Here is a 15,245-nt window from a genome sequence, read left to right as displayed (position 1 = left end):
ACATGCTATTTGCCGCGCTTCACCACTGTCTGTCGGTCGAACGAACGACTTGTCTAGTAGAGATCCTTCAAGCTCAGGATTCCGTCCTCGATCGCGCGCGCGAGCAACGCCGATTTCGTCGACGCCGGGCGGCCGACACCCGCGTACTTCGCGCGCGCCCGCTGCAGATGGGTCCGCACGGTGGTCGGGGCGATGAACAGGCGCTCGGCGACGAGGTCCTTGCTCTCGGTCTGGAACCACGCGATCAGGACCTGCTTCTCGCGGTCGGTCAGTTTGATGCGCCCCATCGTGCTGTCGTTGAGCATCGCCTTGCCCATGCGCGGCCCGACATACGGCGTGGACGTGTGCGCGGAGTGGACCGCTTCGATCAGATGGCGTTTGCCCTCGGACTTGACCAGGTAGGTCACCGCCCCCAGCTCCAGGCAGGTCAGGATCACCTCGTCGGCGGTGATGTGCGAATAGACGATCACGCGCCGTCCCGACGCCGCCAGTTTCGACAGCGCGTCGAAGTCGGGCCGGTTGCCCTCGATCTGCAGATCGAGCAGCACGACGTCGACGTCGTCGGCCGCGTCGGGATACTTGGCGAAGTATTCGTCCGGGCGCTGGAAGCTGTCCGCCAGATCGATCGGTGGATCCGCTTCGGCGCACCACGCCTGTATCCCCGCGTGCACGACGTCGTGATCGTCGATGATCGCGATTCGCACCGGCCGCCGCGTGTCATCCTCGCGGGACATCCCCCCGTACCTCCCCCACCTACGTTCCAGCGGGCAAAAACCCGCACCCCAGTCGGTATTTAATCTCAGCCCTGACCGAGGCGCGACAGAAAAGCTCCGTGGAGTTGCGAAAGTGTCATCGCGTCACCATCGCTGACCGCGAGCGACTCCCGACCGGGCGGACACGGCAATCTCGCGGAATTCATACGTTCGACTGACAACGCCGGTCGACGCCCCGACGCCGCGCGCCGACTAACGTATCGATGCACTGAGCTCTTCGCGCGGGCGCCGTTCGCCGACGAAGCGTCGACTTCGCTGGGGAGGGTTGTGGCGACGAACGGCACCGGCGGGCCCGCGGCCCGGCATCAACTCATGACCCGGGCCGCCGACGTCGGGCTGCTGATGCGCTCCACCATCAACCTCGGGGTGTCGCTGATCGCGCTCGCCGATCCGCTGTCGACGGCGCTGCCGGCCGGCAGGTGGCTGCTGGCGGTGCTCGCGGTGTGGTCTCTGTACCGGTTGTCGACCCGGTCGCGCGCCACCGCGCTGCTCGCCGTCGACTACGGACTCGTCCTCGCCGTCTGTCTGGCGGTTCCGCTGCTCGTGCCCGTCACGGACTTCCACACCTTCAACACCGCCCCGCAGGCGATCGCCGGTACCGCCGTCATCAGCTTCTCGGTGGCGGTGCGCGTGGCTGCCTGCGTGCCGATGGCGGTCGGCATCGCCGCGGCCTACGCCGCCGGCGCCGCCAGCGTGATCGGGTGGGAGAACGTGCTCTCGGTGATGGCGCTGTACTACTTCGCCGTCCAGTGCGGCACCGCATCGATCATCCGCTTCATGCTGTTGCGCGTCGCCGGCGCGATCGATCAGGCGCGCCGGGAACGCGCGGAAGCCGAAGTCGCCGAACGGGTCACCGACGCGGTGCGTGACTACGAACGCGAGCAACTCGCCCTGCTCCACGACACGGCCGCCTCCACGCTGATGATGGTCGGCCAGGGTGTCTCCCTGCCGCCCGAACGGATGGCCGCCCAGGCCCGCCGCGACCTCCACCTGCTTCGCGCCGGCAGCTGGGAGGCGCCACCGCCGCGCGTCGAACTCGTTGCGGCGCTGCGGGACTGCACCGCTCACCTGTCCACGCCGGTGGAGTTCGACGGTCGGGAGCGCCTGTGGGTGGCCGGCGCGACCGCGAACCCGGTGATCGCCGCCGCCCGAGAGGCGATGAACAATGTGGACCGCCATGCGCGCGCCGAGCTGCTGCGGATCACGGTGACCGAGACGTGCGTGCGGCTCGCCGATGACGGTATCGGATTCGATCTGGGCCACCCGCGCACCGGCCACGGCGTCGACGACTCGATCATCGGCCGGATGGCCCGCGCCGGCGGTGACGCACACATCACCTCCTCGCCCGGAGCCGGCACCGTCGTCGAACTGTCGTGGGTGCCGTCCGCACCCCCGGCGATAACACCACCGGCGGTCGATCCCGACCGGCTCATCGACCGCACCCGGATCCGCTACGGACTCGCGCTGACCGCCTATTCACTGGTGAACCTCGCGATCACCGTGCCGGCGTCCGAGGCGGTCCTCGGGATCCTCGCGACGCTGACCTCCCTCGCCGCGGTTCCCGGAATCATCTGGCAGCGTTGGCTATTCGCATGGCCGGCGATGCTGGCGGCCCTGGTCGTCGCGATCGCCCAACCCGCCTTGCTGCCCGCCGACCAACTGCTCGGCTACCCGCACTGGGCCCAGGGCGCGATCGGCTGGTGCGTGCTGCCGCTGATGCTCGCGCTGCCGACCCGCACCGGCGCCGCGCTGGTAATCGGCTATTGGGTGTGCAACAGCCTCGTGCTCGTGATCCGAGACCCGTCGTCCGCCATTCTCGTCAACATCGGCTTCGGCACCGCGAGCATCCTCGGAGTCCAACTGTTCGCGTTGGTGTTCAACGGTTTGATGCGCGACGCGGCCACGGCGGTGGAGACGGAGAACGCGGCCCGGCAGCGTCTGCTGACCCGCGACCGGGTCTCGCAGGCGTTGCGTTCCGAATACCAACGCCGCTACGCCACCATCGTCGCCAGCGTCGTGCCGTTGCTCGAAGCCCTGACCCGAGGCGAGAAGATCGACACCGCGATGCAATTGCGGGCCCGGGCCGAATGCCGGCGTCTGCGCGCGCTTTTCGACCAGGCGAGCACCTTCGACCACCCGCTGATGCAGCGGATCCGTCCCCTGATCGACGCGGCCGAAGGACGACGCGTGGACGTCGCCATCGACGTGTCCGGCACGCTTCCAGAGCTCGATGACGAGCAGATCTCCGCGCTGGTCACCCCGGTCACCGAGGTCCTCGACCGCGCGTCGACCTCGGCGCGCATCGTGGTCACCGGGGCCGACGGCGAGGTGGAGATCAGCGTGGTCATCGATCTCACCGACACCGGCACGCCACCGACCGCATTGGACGGCGCCGAGGTGATCGTCAGCGGGCGCGAGTTGTGGTGCCTGATCGCCGGCGGGGCGCAGAAAAGCTAGCCGGCCGAATTCACCGGTTCGATCGGGATCCGCCGCAACGCAGCCGGAGCGTCCCCGGGCACCACCGGATTCTTCGGCTCGATCGGCGACAGCCGCCGGTAGGGCTGCCCCTGCTCGGGCCGCAGATCCTCCTCACCCTTGTTCGGCCACAGCGCCGCGGCGCGCTCGGCCTGCGCGGTGATCGACAGCGACGGGTTCACCCCGAGGTTCGCCGAGACCGCGGCGCCGTCCATCACCGACAGCGTCGGGTAGTTCCACACCCGCTGGTACGGGTCGATGACACCGCGCTCCGGGGAGTCGGCGATCGCCGCGCCGCCGAGGAAGTGCGCGGTGAGCGGAATGTTGAACAGTTCTCCCCAGGTGCCGCCCGCGACGCCGTCGATCTTCTCGGCGATGCGCCGGGTCACCTCGTTGCCGGCCGGGATCCAGCTCGGGTTGGGCTCACCGTGGCCCTGCTTGCTGTCGAGCATGCGGAACCCGAACTTCGTCTTGCGGGTGTAGGTCGTGATCGAGTTGTCGAGGTGCTGCATGACGAGCGCGATCATCGTGCGCTCGCTCCAGCGCCGCGGGTTGAGCAGCCGCAGCGTGCCCTTGCGATCGTGGCGCGCGGTGTCGAGCAGCTGCCGCCACCGCGGCACGTCGGTGCCCTCGGGGCCGGTGCCGTCGGTCATCAGCGTCTGCAGCAGACCCATCGCGTTGGAACCCTTGCCGTAGCGCACCGGCTCGACATGGGTGTCGGCGGTGGGGTGGATCGATGACGTGATCGCCACACCGTGGGTCAGGTTCAGGTCGTCACCGACGGTCAAGCGTCCGGCGCCGACGATGGACTCGGAGTTCGTGCGTGTCAGCACACCGAGCTTGTCCGAGAGCTTGGGCAGCTTGCCGCGGTCGCGCATCTTGAACAGCAGCTTTTGGGTGCCGTACGTGCCGGCGGCCAGGATGACGTGCTCGGCGGTGAAGGTCTTGCGGCGCCGGCGCACCTTGCTGCCGGTGCGGGCGGTGTGCACCTCCCACAGACCGTCGGGCCGTTGCTCGAACCCGGTCACCATGGTCAGCGGGTGCACCCGGGCACCGGCCTTCTCCGCCAACCCCAGATAGTTCTTCACCAGGGTGTTCTTCGCGCCGTACCGGCAGCCTGTCATGCAGGACCCGCACTCGATGCACCCCGTGCGGGCGGGACCGGCACCGCCGAAGTACGGGTCGGCGACGGTCTTGCCGGGCGTCTTCTCGCCGTCGGGCCCGAAGAACACCCCAACCGGCGTCGGCACGAACGTGTCGCCGACACCCATGTCGTCGGCGACCTCTTTCATGATGCGGTCGGCGTCGGTGAAGGTCGGGTTGGTGACCACGCCCAGCATCCGCTGCGCCTGGTCGTAGTGCGACATCAACTCGGCCCGCCAGTCGGTGATGTCACGCCACTGCGGATCGTTGAAGAACGGCTCCGGCGGAACATAAAGCGTGTTGGCGTAGTTCAGAGATCCGCCACCGACACCCGCGCCGGCCAGGATCATCACGTTGCGCAGCAGATGGATGCGCTGAATGCCGTACATGCCGAACTGCGGCGCCCACAGGAACTTGCGGAGGTTCCACGAGGTCTTCGCGAACTCGTCGTCGGCGTAGCGGCGACCCGCTTCCAGCACGCCGACGCGGTAACCCTTCTCGGTCAGTCGCAGCGCGCTGACGCTGCCGCCGAACCCCGAACCGATGATCAGCACGTCGTAGTCAGGCCTCATCTGACCAGTATGAACTTACCCGTCGGTAACATGCCAGCGAGGCGACCCTAATGTCAGCTTTCGGTTCTCGTCTACTGTCATGGCGTGGCGGACGGGATCACGGCGCGCGAGGCGAAACGCCTCCAGACCAGGGAAAGACTGCTGGGGGCCGCGATCGCCGAGTTCAAACGCGCCGGCATGGCCGAGGCCGATGTCAGCACGATCGTCGGCGCGGCCGGGGTCGCCCACGGCACCTTCTTCTTCCACTTCCCCACCAAGGAGCACGTACTCCTCGAGCTGGAGCGCCGCGAGGAGGACCGCATCGCGAAGCGCTTCGCGACGTTCACCAAGACTCATCACGACCTCAGCGCGGTTCTGCGTGAAGCCGCCGACCTGGTGCTGGGACTGGAGCGGCGACTGGGCGTCGTGCTGTTCAAAGACTTTCTCGCGCTGCATTTCTCGCCCACCCGGCCGCCGGCCGAACATGGCGGCGACCACCCGGTGGTCGTGCTCGTCGCCGCCCAGATCGAGCACGCCCGGCAGCGCGGCGAGACGGCGGCGGACGTGACGCCGATGAACAGCGCCATCTACTTCCTGCTCGGCCTGTATGCGCTGCTGGTCACGACGGACGAGTCGACCGGCAGGTCCGAACTCGTCGCCGACTACCTGACCAGGACGTTGCGCAGCCTGCAGTGACGCGTCAGCACCCGACGGTGAGCCCGACCTTCTGGAATTCCTTGAGATCGCAGTAGCCGGCCTTGGCCATCGACCGGGCCAGCCCGCCGACGAGGTTCAGCGAACCGAACGGGTCGTCCGACGGACCGTTGAGCACCTGCGCCAGGGACGGCCGCTCCTCGTCGACCACCTGCAGCAGGGAGCCGCGCGGCAGCGACGGGTGCGCGGCGGCGGCCGGCCAGAACCAGCCTCCGCCAAGGGCTTCCGCGGAGATCGCCAGCGGGGTGCCGAGCACGACGGCGTCCGCGCCGCACGCGATCGCCTTGGCCAGATCGCCCGAGGTGTGGATGTCGCCGTCGGCCAGGACGTGGACATACCGTCCGCCGGTCTCGTCGAGGTATTCGCGGCGGGCCGCGGCGGCGTCGGCGATCGCGGTGGCCATCGGCACGCTGATGCCGAGCACCTCGTCGGACGTCGTGACTCCGGAGGTCGACCCGTAGCCGACGATGACGCCGGCCGCGCCCGTGCGCATCAGGTGCAGGGCGGTGCGGTGGTCGAGCACGCCGCCGGCCACCACGGGCACGTCGAGTTCGGAGATGAAGGTCTTCAGGTTCAGCGGCTCGCCCTCGCCGTCGTGGTCCTTGGCGACGCGTTCGGCCGAGATGATCGTGCCCTGAATGACCAGCAGGTCGATGCCGGCCGCGACCAGCGTCGGCGTCAGCGCCTGCGCGTTCTGCGGGCTGACCCGCACCGCGGTCGTCACACCCGCCTCGCGGATGCGGCTGACCGCGGCCCCGAGCAGCTCGGGGTCCAGCGGGGCGGCATGCAGCTGCTGCAGCAAGCGGGTGGCCGCCGCCGGGTCGGGATCCTTCTCGGCGACCTCGACGACACGGGCGATCTTGTCCTCGACGTCGGCGTGCCGGCCGATCAGGCCCTCGCCATTGAGGACACCGAGTCCGCCGAGCCGGCCGAGCTCGATGGCGAACTCGACCGACACCAGCGCGTCGGTCGGATGCGCGAGCACCGGGATCTCGAAGCGGTAGGCGTCGAGCTGCCACGCCGTCGACACGTCCTTCGACGACCTGGTACGTCGCGACGGGACGATGTTGATGTCGCCGAGTTCGTAGGTGCGACGGGCGGTCCGGCCCATGCCGATTTCCACCATGTCTCGCATGTTGACTCCCCTGTTTGGCCCCGTAGACCCTAGCGGGTCGTGTAGTTCGGGGCCTCGACCGTCATCGTGATGTCGTGCGGATGGCTCTCCTTGAGCCCCGCCGCGGTGATCTGGACGAACTGCGCCTGCTGGAGCGCCTCGATGCTCGCCGAGCCGGTGTAGCCCATCGCCGCACGCAGACCGCCGGTGAGTTGGTGAATCACGGTCGACAGCGGGCCGCGGAACGGCACCCGGCCCTCGATGCCCTCGGGCACCAGCTTGTCCTCCGACAGCACGTCGTCCTGGAAGTAGCGGTCCTTGGAGTAGGAGCCCCGTAGGTTTCCGGTCGCGCCGCGACCCTGCATCGCGCCGAGCGAGCCCATGCCGCGGTAGCTCTTGAACTGCTTGCCGTTGACGAAGATCAGGTCGCCCGGGGATTCGGCGGTGCCCGCCAGCAGCGAGCCGAGCATCGCGGTGGAGGCGCCGGCGGCCAGCGCCTTGGCGATGTCGCCGGAGTACTGCAGCCCGCCGTCGGCGATCACCGGCACCCCGTGCGGTGCGCAGGCGGCCACGGCCTCCAGGATCGCCGTGATCTGCGGGGCGCCCACGCCGGCGACCACGCGCGTCGTGCAGATCGAGCCGGGACCGACGCCCACCTTGACCGCGTCGGCGCCGGCGTCGACGAGCGCGGCGGCCGCGGCCCGGGTCGCGACGTTGCCGCCGACGACGTCGACGCGCTCACCGACCGCCCGCTTGAGGCGGTGCACCATGTCGAGCACGCCGCGGTTGTGCGCGTGGGCGGTGTCGACGATCAGCACGTCGGCGCCGGCGTCGGCCAGCGTCATGGCTCGGGTCCAGGCGTCCTCTCCGACGCCGACCGCGGCACCGACGAGCAGCCGACCGTCGCTGTCCTTGGTGGACAGCGGGAACTGTTCGGTCTTGACGAAGTCCTTGACGGTGATCAGCCCGGTCAGCTTGCCGTGGCCGTCGACGATCGGCAGCTTCTCGATCTTGTTGCGGCGCAACAGACCCAGGGCCGCCTCCGCGGACACGCCTTCCTGCGCGGTGATCAGTGGCGCCTTGGTCATCACCTCGGTGACCGGCTTGGACTGGTCGACCTCGAAGCGCATGTCGCGGTTGGTGATGATCCCGACAAGAGAGCCCTTGTCGTCGACGACCGGCAGGCCCGAGATCCGGAAGCGTGCACACATCGCGTCGACCTCGGCGAGGGTGTTCTCCGGGGAGCACGTGACCGGATCGGTGACCATGCCGGCCTCCGAGCGCTTGACGGTCTCGACCTGACCGGCCTGCTCGGCGACGGGAAGGTTGCGGTGCAGCACGCCCATGCCGCCGGCGCGGGCCATCGCGATGGCCATGCGGGATTCGGTGACAGTGTCCATCGCGGAGCTGACGAGCGGCACCTTCAGGCGGATCCGGCGGGTGAGCTGACTCGATGTGTCGGCCGTCGCGGGGATCACGTCGGATGCGGCGGGCAGGAGCAGAACGTCGTCGAAGGTCAGCCCGAGCATCGCGATCTTGGTGGGATCATCACCGCCGGTGGGCACCGGCACGGCGATGGGGATGCTGCTTTCGGCGATCGACATGTATGAAGCCTCCCGTACACCTGGAAAAGTCCATCCTATCGGCATGCCGACCGGCTCGGATCTCGCCGTTTGAGTTCGCCGCGGCATGCCGGGTGAGCGCTGGCGCGATGCCTGGGAGGCTGCGTAGTCTGGGGGCGTGCGAGACCACCTGCCACCAGGATTGCCGCCCGACCCGTTCGCTGACGATCCGAGCGATCCGTCGGCGGCGCTCGATGCGCTCGAGCCTGGCCAGCCGCTGGATCCACAGGAGCGCACCGCCGTGGAGGCCGACCTGGCCGACCTGGCTGTCTACGAAGCGCTGTTGGCGCACAAGGGAATTCGCGGTCTGGTCGTCTGCTGTGACGAATGCCAGCAGGACCACTACCACGATTGGGACATGCTGCGCGCCAACCTGCTGCAGCTGCTGGTCGACGGCACGGTCCGCCCGCACGAGCCGGCCTACGATCCCGAGCCCGACGCGTACGTCACCTGGGACTACTGCCGGGGCTACGCCGATGCCTCACTCAACGAAGCCGCCTCGGAGTCCGACGGCTATCGCTGATAGCTGAACTGCGGCTCTACTCCCCCGGCAGCGGCAGCACCGGCGTGGTGGTCGTCACAGGCGCCACCGGTGACGGCGGAGTCTCCTCTTCCACCGCCGGCGTCGTCGGCACAGCGGTCGGCGTCGTCTCGACAGCACTCGGAGTCGTCGGCGCAGCCGTGGTCGGTGCCGCTGAGGTCGTCGGCGCGGCCGCAGACGTGGTCGTCGACTGCAGCACCACCGTCGTGGACGTCGGCGCCGAAGACGGCGGCGTCGACGGCGCGGCGGACGACCGTGTCTGGCCCACCGACGTGGTGGGTGTGGTCGACGGTGCCGGAGCCGTGGTGGTCGGCGCAGACGTCGGAGCAGTCGTCGTCGGCGCAGGTCCGGTCGTCTCCGACGGTGCGGTCGTCGTCTCCGACGAAGGTCCGGTCGTCTCCGACGAGGGCGCGGTGGTCTCCGAGGACGGCGCGGTGGTGTCCGAGGTCGTGCCCGCCGTCGTCTCCGACGACGTCGTGGCCTGGTCGAGCACCGCGGCGGGCAGCTCCGGGAACGTGGGCAGCGGCGCGCCCGGAGGCACCGTCGCCACCGGATCCTGAGCCTCGACCTTGACGGTCAGCTCCTGCCACTGCGCGATCAGTTCTTCTTTCTGCGCCACGTCGTCGACGGTCGCGACCGTCGTGGTGACGGCTTCGAGCTTGGCCTGCGCCTGCTGCCAGTCGCCCTGCTCGATCAGCTGCTGCACCTGCTGCATCTCGGTCTGTGCGGCCAGGATCACCGCGTCGTCGCGCATCTGCACCTGCTCGCCGAACAGCATCGTGCGCAGGCCGTACAGAGCGTCACCGGGACCCGATCCGGCGACCACGGCGCCGAAGCCGCCGATCGCCAGGACCGCCGCCGCGGCCGAACCCACGACCGCCAGCGAGAACCGGCGCCGCGGTGCGGCAGGCCGCGTGACACGGTTCAGCGCCGCTTCTGCCTGCAACGGTGTCACCACGTGGCCCATCGGGGTCTCGCGGATGTCATCGCGCCAGCCGGCCAGCAACTGGGCCAGCTCGACGTCGTCGCGGTCGGTCACGAAGGGCTGCTGCTGAGCAGCCAACGCATCGAGGAACTGGTCGGTGCGGTTGATGTCGGTCAGGGATGGATCGCCGCCGCCTGGGTCGCGACGTCCGAAGTCAGGCATAGTCGCGCCCCTGCCCCGTCGAAGTGATCTCGGCCTTCAGCCGCGACAGCGCCCGATGCTGGGCGACGCGCACGGCACCGGCGGTGCTGCCGACCGCCTCCGCGGTCTCTTCGGCGCTCATGCCGACGACGACGCGCAGGATCAGGATCTCGCGCTGCTTCTCGGGCAACACCTTCAGCAGCGTCGCCATCCGGGCCGACGATTCGGAATCGATCGCCATCTGCTCGGGGCCGGCTTCACCGGAGAGTCGCTCCGGGACCACATCCATCGGATCGGCCCGGTTGCGACCAGCTGCCCGGTGCGCGTCAGCAACCTTATGCGCTGCAATGCCGTACACAAAGGCCAGAAACGGTCGTCCCTGATCCCTGTAACGTGGCAGCGCCGTTATGGCGGCCAAGCACACCTCCTGAGCTACGTCATCAGCTGAAAGACCACTGCGTTCCGCGGTCCCCACCCTCGCCCGGCAGTACCGGACGACGAGGGGGCGGATGGTCTCCAGCACCTCCCGGAGTGCGCCCCGATCGCCTGCCACCGCTTCAGCGACGACAGCATCGAGACGTTCTCCCGAAATTGTCATCGTGAACAGGGTCTCCAGCGTTACGTCGGGGGTCACGTCCCGGACGGGAGGTGGCCGTGTCAGGCGATATCTGGTCGATATCGGGCCGGTACCAGGCGGCGCCGGCTCAGCTAAACAATAACGACAGAGAGGGGCACAACCCGGTTACCTCGGACGCCACACGCCGCCCCATCTGGTCACGGCTTCGGCGGAGGCGTCCCGAACCGCCCGAATCCGGGCCGCCGGGTACGCCTGCGACCCGATGTCGGCGAGCAGACAGGCAACCGCCCACTGCAGCGGCACCAGACCGAATCGGGTCGCGTCGGCCAGCGCCAGGTCTCCTTCCTGCCGCGCCGCGTCGAGGTCGCCGCTGCTGCACAACGCGGCGGCCAGAACGACATGCGACTTGACCCGGTGCCGGACCGAGCCGAAGCCCGCCGCCAGGTCCACCGCGCGCCGCGCGTGACCGACGGCGGTGGTTCCGTCGCCGCGGAACATCGCCAGCTCCGCCGACACCCATCCCATGCGGACGGCGGGCCGGGACGTCGCCGCGGCCCCGATCAACTCCGCCGCGCCCTCCAGCGCCCGAGCCGACGCGGCGAACCTCCCGACGCCGAGAGCGTCGGCGGCCAGGCCGATCAGGGCATCCGCGCCCGCGTCCGCTGCACCGGGCTCCGCCGATCCCGCGGCGACGGCCGCTGCCCGCCCGTCCCACCCCCGCGCGACGGTGTGCCAGCCGAGCTGACGCAGGAACGACGCCCGGGTACTCAGCGCCAAGGACGACGTGGTTGCCGACCGCGGCAACCGCTCCAACCGATCCAGATCGGCGAACCCACTCGCGTAGCGGCCCTGACCGCCCGCGGCGACGGCCCGCACCCACAGGTCGTGCGCGCCGGAGGCCGGCGGAAGGGGCCACAACCCGGGGTTGCCGCCGAACGCGGCATTGCTCAGATCGTTTGCCGAAACCGCGGGTGTGGTGTCCATCGGACCGCGACGGTATCAATCCCGCCGTGTTTTGAATATCACGTTAGTTAACAGTTGGCGCATCACGTGTTACCGCCACATCAACTGGCATGCGGACAAAGAGTGGTCCTTGTCAACGATTTCTGTGAGTTCACGCCCGAAACAGCGGGTCACCGTCGTCGCCCCGCACGGCACCTATCACCAGTTCCGTTGCGCAAACGACACTTTGATGAACGTGATGTAAATTCTCGACCGGCCAATATGTGGTTCGGCACACCGCGGGGCTATTGACGGTAAATCGGAAGCCCTTCTACGTTGTGTGCACGAGTGGTCATCGGCGACTGTGCTCGGATTTGTTCCACGACTCACGCTCCACAGTGATGCGCACCGGGTCTGACGGAAAGGTTTCTCCAATGCCACAGCCGCAACAGCTTCCGGGTCCGAACGCCGACATCTGGGATTGGCAGATGCAGGGCGTTTGCCGCGGTGTCGACTCGGCCATGTTCTTCCATCCCGATGGCGAACGCGGCCGCGCCCGCGCCCAGCGTGAGATGCGCGCCAAAGAGATGTGCCGTCGTTGCCCGGTGATCGCGCAGTGCCGTTCCCACGCACTCGCCGTCGGCGAGCCGTACGGCATCTGGGGCGGACTCAGCGAATCCGAGCGTGAGCTTCTGCTCAAGCGCGGTATCCGCCGCACCGCCTGACACTGCTTCGAAGAACCCACCCCGGAGGTCGCCGATCGGGGTGGGTTCTTTGCATTCCCCACCAATTCGATACGGATACCGGCGAATCCCGCCGTCCTCGGACAGCGGGTGACACAATCTGTGGGATGAGCACGGCGGCGGAACGCGCAGCCCAACTCGATCTGGTCGCGCGATTGAAGTCCGCGTTTCCGGAGCTTCCCGACGCTCCGACCCCGGACCTGCTCGACCACGCGCGAATCACGGCTTACCTCAAGCCCGTTCACGATGTCGGCGGCGAGCCCGACGCCCCGATGAAGTACGAGAACAAGCAGTACGAGCAATGGGAAGAGATGACCTACGTCATCTGCGAAGTGCTCGCCTGGCGCGGGATCTGGCTGTCGGAGGAACGACGGCGCATCGGAAACGTCGATGTCGGACGCGCCGAATACCTGGGCCTGCCCTACTACGGGCGGTGGTTGTTGTCCGTCGCGCGTGTCCTGGTGGAGAAACACCACATCGGCCTCACCGAACTGTCCGAACGGATGGCCGAGGTGGCTGCCCGCTACCCCGACGGTCTGGCCGGCAGAAAGCTTGAGGCGCAACCGAAATCAGTGGGCGATGGAGCCGATGTCCGGCGCAACGCCCACCACCTTCACGCTGTCGGCAAGGGTGATCCGCAGGTGTATGCCGGACGGGCCGGCGAACCGCGGTTCGCGGTCGGAGACGCCGTGGTCGTCCGCGAGCTGCCCGTGCTGTTCTACACACGCACCCCGGAGTACGTCCGCGGCGCGGTCGGTGAGATCGACACCGTCGCGTATGAAAGCCCGGCCGCCGAGGACGAAACGTGGGACCGCCCCGACGCCACCCCGGAATGGTTCTACATCGTGAAGTTCATGATGGCCGACCTGTGGCACGGCTACACCGGTCCGTCGACCGACATCCTGCGGACCGAGATCCCGCAGCGCTGGCTCGAAGCCGCGCACTGACACGCATCGCGCGACAGGAGGTCACATGTCCCACGATCATGAACACGACCACGACCGGACGGTCAAGCCCATGGTCGACGAGATCACCGACTTCGAGGTCCTGGAGATCGCGCTGCGTGAACTGTGCATCGAGAAGGGCATCTTCACCGCCGAGGAGCACCGCCGCTTCACCGAATACGCCGAGCAGATCGGCCCGACGCCGGCCGCGACACTGGTCGCCAGGGCGTGGCTGGACCCCGACTTCGCAGAACTCGCGCGCACCGAGCCGATGACGGCCAGCAAGGAGGTCGGTGTCGACTGGATGGAGCCGACGGGCTTCGGGACACCCAGCGACTTCACCGCTTTCGAGATCCTCGCCGACACCCCCACGCTGCACAACGTGATCGTGTGCGCGCTGTGCTCGTGCTATCCGCGGCCGATTCTGGGCAACTCGCCCGAGTGGTACCGCACCCCGAACTACCGCCGCCGGATGGTCCGCTGGCCCCGCCAGGTCCTCTCGGAGTTCGGCCTGTCCCTGCCCGAGGGCGTCGACGTGCGGGTACAGGACTCCAACCAGAAGCACCGGTACATGGTGATGCCGATGCGGCCCGCCGGTACCGACGGCTGGAGCGAGGAACAGCTGGCCGAGATCATCACCCGGGACTGCCTGATCGGCGTCGCTCTACCCAAGCCCGGCGTCACGACGAACGTCATCGTCGACACCCGGCCGGCGGTGCATCCGTGACGTCCTCGCCCGATCGCGTCGCCGCCCTCGACCACATCGTCGAGCGCAACCAGGTGTGGCCCCGGATGGCGGCCAAGTACGGCGTCGAGAACCCGGTGCCGCCGTGGAAGACCAGCCTCGACGGATTCTGCGACGCGCTCGATCACGCGTCGTGTACCGCTGCCGTCCCGACGTTCAAGGAACGCCGCGACGAGGAGGACGCGTTGGCGGCCACGCTGTACGCGGATCTGCCCTACCCGGAGAACCAGCTCGTGGCGCTGGCCCATTCGCTGCTGGCGCGCGGCGTCATCGACGAGGAGACGCTGGCTCGGCGGATGGCGGCGGTGCGGGCTCGTCTGGAGGCGTGAGGTCCGGGGCCGGTGGTGGCGGCGCGGTGCGCGCCCGGCTCCATCGGATGAGCCCGTAGATGACGACACCGACCACCGCCAGCACGCCCAGCCACGGCAGCAGGAAACCGAACAGCAGAACCGCGCCACTGACGACGGCGACCAGTCCATCCCACCCGCGCTGCACCTGGCCGAAGAAGCCTTCGTACTTCTTCGGCGCCGGCCCGCCGACCTGCTCGGCGAAGAAGGCGACGTCGACGGTGCTGTAGGAGATGCGATCACCGAGCGCGTCGCGTTGTGCCCGCAGACTGTCGAGATCCGCCTGACGCTGCGACAGCGCCTCCTCGGCGGCGATCAGCGCCTCGGGGTCGCGGGCATCTCTCATGATGGCGAGCAACCGGTCCACCGAGACCTGCAACGCCTCGATCCGGGCGTCCAGGTCGACGCGCTGCGCGGTGACGTCCTCGGCGGTGGTGGATGCGGTCTCCACGGTGCCGAGCGTCTTGAGTTCGCGCACGGTTGCGTCGAGTTCGGCAACAGGGACGCGCAGCGTCACCGTCGTGGACGCACGACCGCTGCCCGAGCCCGCATCCTCGGTGCGGCTGTCGACCCGCCCCTGGGCACGTTCGGCGATCACCGCGGCCTCGTCGGCGGCCTTCGACGGGTCCGCGACCATCACCGTCATCGCCGCGGTCCTGACCACGTCGCGTTTCTCCACCGTCGGTGGGGCCTGCGGAGGTCCGAACTCCGGCGCCGGGCCGGCCGCATCCATCGCCGCGCTGCCGCCGGGCGCGGTCTGGGTGGCCGGGCCCTCCCGCGCCGGGCCCGACGACCCGGCGCAGGCCGTCACGATCCCCAGCGCGGCGAGGCCGGAGACCGCCAGCGCCAGCGGGCGCGCGATCTTGTTCATGCTGGAAATCTACTGCC

Annotated in this window: 15 protein-coding genes; 7 read left to right on the top strand and 8 right to left on the bottom strand. The window is 68.7% G+C overall.

The window, feature by feature from the left end; genetic code table 11:
- Nucleotides 1-53: 53 nt before the first annotated feature.
- Nucleotides 54-734, bottom strand: coding sequence for a response regulator (locus DYE23_RS06430; RefSeq protein WP_011895735.1), 681 nt, complete (start codon nucleotides 732-734; stop codon nucleotides 54-56).
- Between the two features lie 306 nt (nucleotides 735-1,040).
- Here DYE23_RS06430 and DYE23_RS06425 point away from each other — a divergent pair, with 306 nt between their 5' ends.
- A complete protein-coding gene (locus DYE23_RS06425) occupies nucleotides 1,041-3,230 on the top strand; it encodes a sensor histidine kinase (protein ID WP_235660339.1) in 2,190 nt (729 codons plus the stop codon).
- On the opposite strand, the gene DYE23_RS06420 is transcribed toward DYE23_RS06425, so the two are convergent.
- On the bottom strand, nucleotides 3,227-4,963 hold the full coding sequence (locus DYE23_RS06420) for a GMC oxidoreductase (RefSeq protein ID WP_115326785.1): 1,737 nt from the start codon (nucleotides 4,961-4,963) through the stop codon (nucleotides 3,227-3,229). The genes DYE23_RS06425 and DYE23_RS06420 overlap by 4 nt on opposite strands.
- 84 nt (nucleotides 4,964-5,047) lie before the next feature.
- Here DYE23_RS06420 and DYE23_RS06415 point away from each other — a divergent pair, with 84 nt between their 5' ends.
- Nucleotides 5,048-5,638, top strand: a complete 591-nt coding sequence (locus tag DYE23_RS06415) for a TetR/AcrR family transcriptional regulator (protein WP_115326784.1) — start codon at nucleotides 5,048-5,050, stop codon at nucleotides 5,636-5,638.
- A 4-nt stretch (nucleotides 5,639-5,642) separates the two neighbouring features.
- Here DYE23_RS06415 and DYE23_RS06410 read toward each other — a convergent pair whose 3' ends face one another.
- Both DYE23_RS06410 and guaB read right to left on the bottom strand, forming a co-directional pair.
- Nucleotides 5,643-6,791 (bottom strand): GuaB3 family IMP dehydrogenase-related protein, encoded by a 1,149-nt coding sequence (locus DYE23_RS06410; RefSeq protein ID WP_011895739.1) that lies wholly within the window; start codon nucleotides 6,789-6,791, stop codon nucleotides 5,643-5,645.
- A 29-nt stretch (nucleotides 6,792-6,820) separates the two neighbouring features.
- Nucleotides 6,821-8,374: an IMP dehydrogenase gene (guaB, locus tag DYE23_RS06405; protein ID WP_115326783.1), complete on the bottom strand. Its 1,554-nt coding sequence runs from the start codon at nucleotides 8,372-8,374 to the stop codon at nucleotides 6,821-6,823.
- A gap of 136 nt (nucleotides 8,375-8,510) precedes the next feature.
- Between guaB and DYE23_RS06400 the strand changes: the two genes are divergently transcribed.
- The gene (locus tag DYE23_RS06400; protein ID WP_011895741.1) at nucleotides 8,511-8,915 is read left to right on the top strand and encodes a DUF5319 domain-containing protein; all 405 of its coding nucleotides are present in this window, start codon (nucleotides 8,511-8,513) and stop codon (nucleotides 8,913-8,915) included.
- 16 nt (nucleotides 8,916-8,931) lie between these two features.
- On the opposite strand, the gene DYE23_RS06395 is transcribed toward DYE23_RS06400, so the two are convergent.
- The 3 genes from DYE23_RS06395 to DYE23_RS06385 form a co-directional block, all read right to left on the bottom strand.
- Nucleotides 8,932-10,080 carry an anti-sigma-D factor RsdA gene (locus DYE23_RS06395; protein ID WP_115326782.1) on the bottom strand — a complete coding sequence of 383 codons (1,149 nt, stop codon included), beginning with the start codon at nucleotides 10,078-10,080 and terminating at the stop codon, nucleotides 8,932-8,934.
- Entirely contained in the window at nucleotides 10,073-10,657 is a 585-nt protein-coding gene (locus tag DYE23_RS06390) for a sigma-70 family RNA polymerase sigma factor (protein ID WP_011895743.1), read from the bottom strand. The genes DYE23_RS06395 and DYE23_RS06390 overlap by 8 nt, the downstream gene beginning before the upstream one ends.
- 144 nt (nucleotides 10,658-10,801) lie before the next feature.
- Nucleotides 10,802-11,620, bottom strand: a complete 819-nt coding sequence (locus DYE23_RS06385; RefSeq protein WP_115326781.1) for a hypothetical protein — start codon at nucleotides 11,618-11,620, stop codon at nucleotides 10,802-10,804.
- A gap of 392 nt (nucleotides 11,621-12,012) precedes the next feature.
- Between DYE23_RS06385 and DYE23_RS06380 the strand changes: the two genes are divergently transcribed.
- From DYE23_RS06380 to DYE23_RS06365, 4 genes are all read left to right on the top strand, one after another.
- On the top strand, nucleotides 12,013-12,303 hold the full coding sequence (locus DYE23_RS06380) for a WhiB family transcriptional regulator (protein ID WP_011895745.1): 291 nt from the start codon (nucleotides 12,013-12,015) through the stop codon (nucleotides 12,301-12,303).
- Between the two features lie 125 nt (nucleotides 12,304-12,428).
- Nucleotides 12,429-13,268, top strand: coding sequence for an SH3-like domain-containing protein (locus DYE23_RS06375; protein ID WP_011895746.1), 840 nt, complete (start codon nucleotides 12,429-12,431; stop codon nucleotides 13,266-13,268).
- A gap of 25 nt (nucleotides 13,269-13,293) precedes the next feature.
- Complete coding sequence (scnC, locus tag DYE23_RS06370; protein WP_115326780.1) at nucleotides 13,294-13,992, top strand: thiocyanate hydrolase subunit gamma; 699 nt, start codon at nucleotides 13,294-13,296, stop codon at nucleotides 13,990-13,992.
- A 65-nt stretch (nucleotides 13,993-14,057) separates the two neighbouring features.
- Nucleotides 14,058-14,339 (top strand): thiocyanate hydrolase, encoded by a 282-nt coding sequence (locus DYE23_RS06365; protein WP_085978076.1) that lies wholly within the window; start codon nucleotides 14,058-14,060, stop codon nucleotides 14,337-14,339.
- Here the strand turns inward: DYE23_RS06365 and DYE23_RS06360 are convergent.
- Nucleotides 14,278-15,228 carry a DUF4349 domain-containing protein gene (locus DYE23_RS06360; RefSeq protein WP_011895749.1) on the bottom strand — a complete coding sequence of 317 codons (951 nt, stop codon included), beginning with the start codon at nucleotides 15,226-15,228 and terminating at the stop codon, nucleotides 14,278-14,280. The genes DYE23_RS06365 and DYE23_RS06360 overlap by 62 nt on opposite strands.
- Between the last annotated feature and the right edge of the window lie 17 nt (nucleotides 15,229-15,245).

The organism is Mycolicibacterium gilvum, from assembly GCF_900454025.1.
GTDB classification, from domain to species: domain Bacteria; phylum Actinomycetota; class Actinomycetes; order Mycobacteriales; family Mycobacteriaceae; genus Mycobacterium; species Mycobacterium gilvum.
This window is presented reverse-complemented; position numbering and strand designations above follow the sequence as displayed.

What these genes read in the sequence shown, in the direction of transcription:
- DYE23_RS06430 (WP_011895735.1), bottom strand. Translation starts at nt 734, where the DNA reads ATGTCCCGCGAGGATGACACGCGGCGGCCGGTGCGAATCGCGATCATC.
- DYE23_RS06420 (WP_115326785.1), bottom strand. Translation starts at nt 4,963, where the DNA reads ATGAGGCCTGACTACGACGTGCTGATCATCGGTTCGGGGTTCGGCGGC.
- DYE23_RS06410 (WP_011895739.1), bottom strand. Translation starts at nt 6,791, where the DNA reads ATGCGAGACATGGTGGAAATCGGCATGGGCCGGACCGCCCGTCGCACC.
- guaB (WP_115326783.1), bottom strand. Translation starts at nt 8,374, where the DNA reads ATGTCGATCGCCGAAAGCAGCATCCCCATCGCCGTGCCGGTGCCCACC.
- DYE23_RS06395 (WP_115326782.1), bottom strand. Translation starts at nt 10,080, where the DNA reads ATGCCTGACTTCGGACGTCGCGACCCAGGCGGCGGCGATCCATCCCTG.
- DYE23_RS06390 (WP_011895743.1), bottom strand. Translation starts at nt 10,657, where the DNA reads ATGACAATTTCGGGAGAACGTCTCGATGCTGTCGTCGCTGAAGCGGTG.
- DYE23_RS06385 (WP_115326781.1), bottom strand. Translation starts at nt 11,620, where the DNA reads ATGGACACCACACCCGCGGTTTCGGCAAACGATCTGAGCAATGCCGCG.
- DYE23_RS06380 (WP_011895745.1), top strand. Translation starts at nt 12,013, where the DNA reads ATGCCACAGCCGCAACAGCTTCCGGGTCCGAACGCCGACATCTGGGAT.
- DYE23_RS06375 (WP_011895746.1), top strand. Translation starts at nt 12,429, where the DNA reads ATGAGCACGGCGGCGGAACGCGCAGCCCAACTCGATCTGGTCGCGCGA.
- scnC (WP_115326780.1), top strand. Translation starts at nt 13,294, where the DNA reads ATGTCCCACGATCATGAACACGACCACGACCGGACGGTCAAGCCCATG.
- DYE23_RS06365 (WP_085978076.1), top strand. Translation starts at nt 14,058, where the DNA reads ATGGCGGCCAAGTACGGCGTCGAGAACCCGGTGCCGCCGTGGAAGACC.
- DYE23_RS06360 (WP_011895749.1), bottom strand. Translation starts at nt 15,228, where the DNA reads ATGAACAAGATCGCGCGCCCGCTGGCGCTGGCGGTCTCCGGCCTCGCC.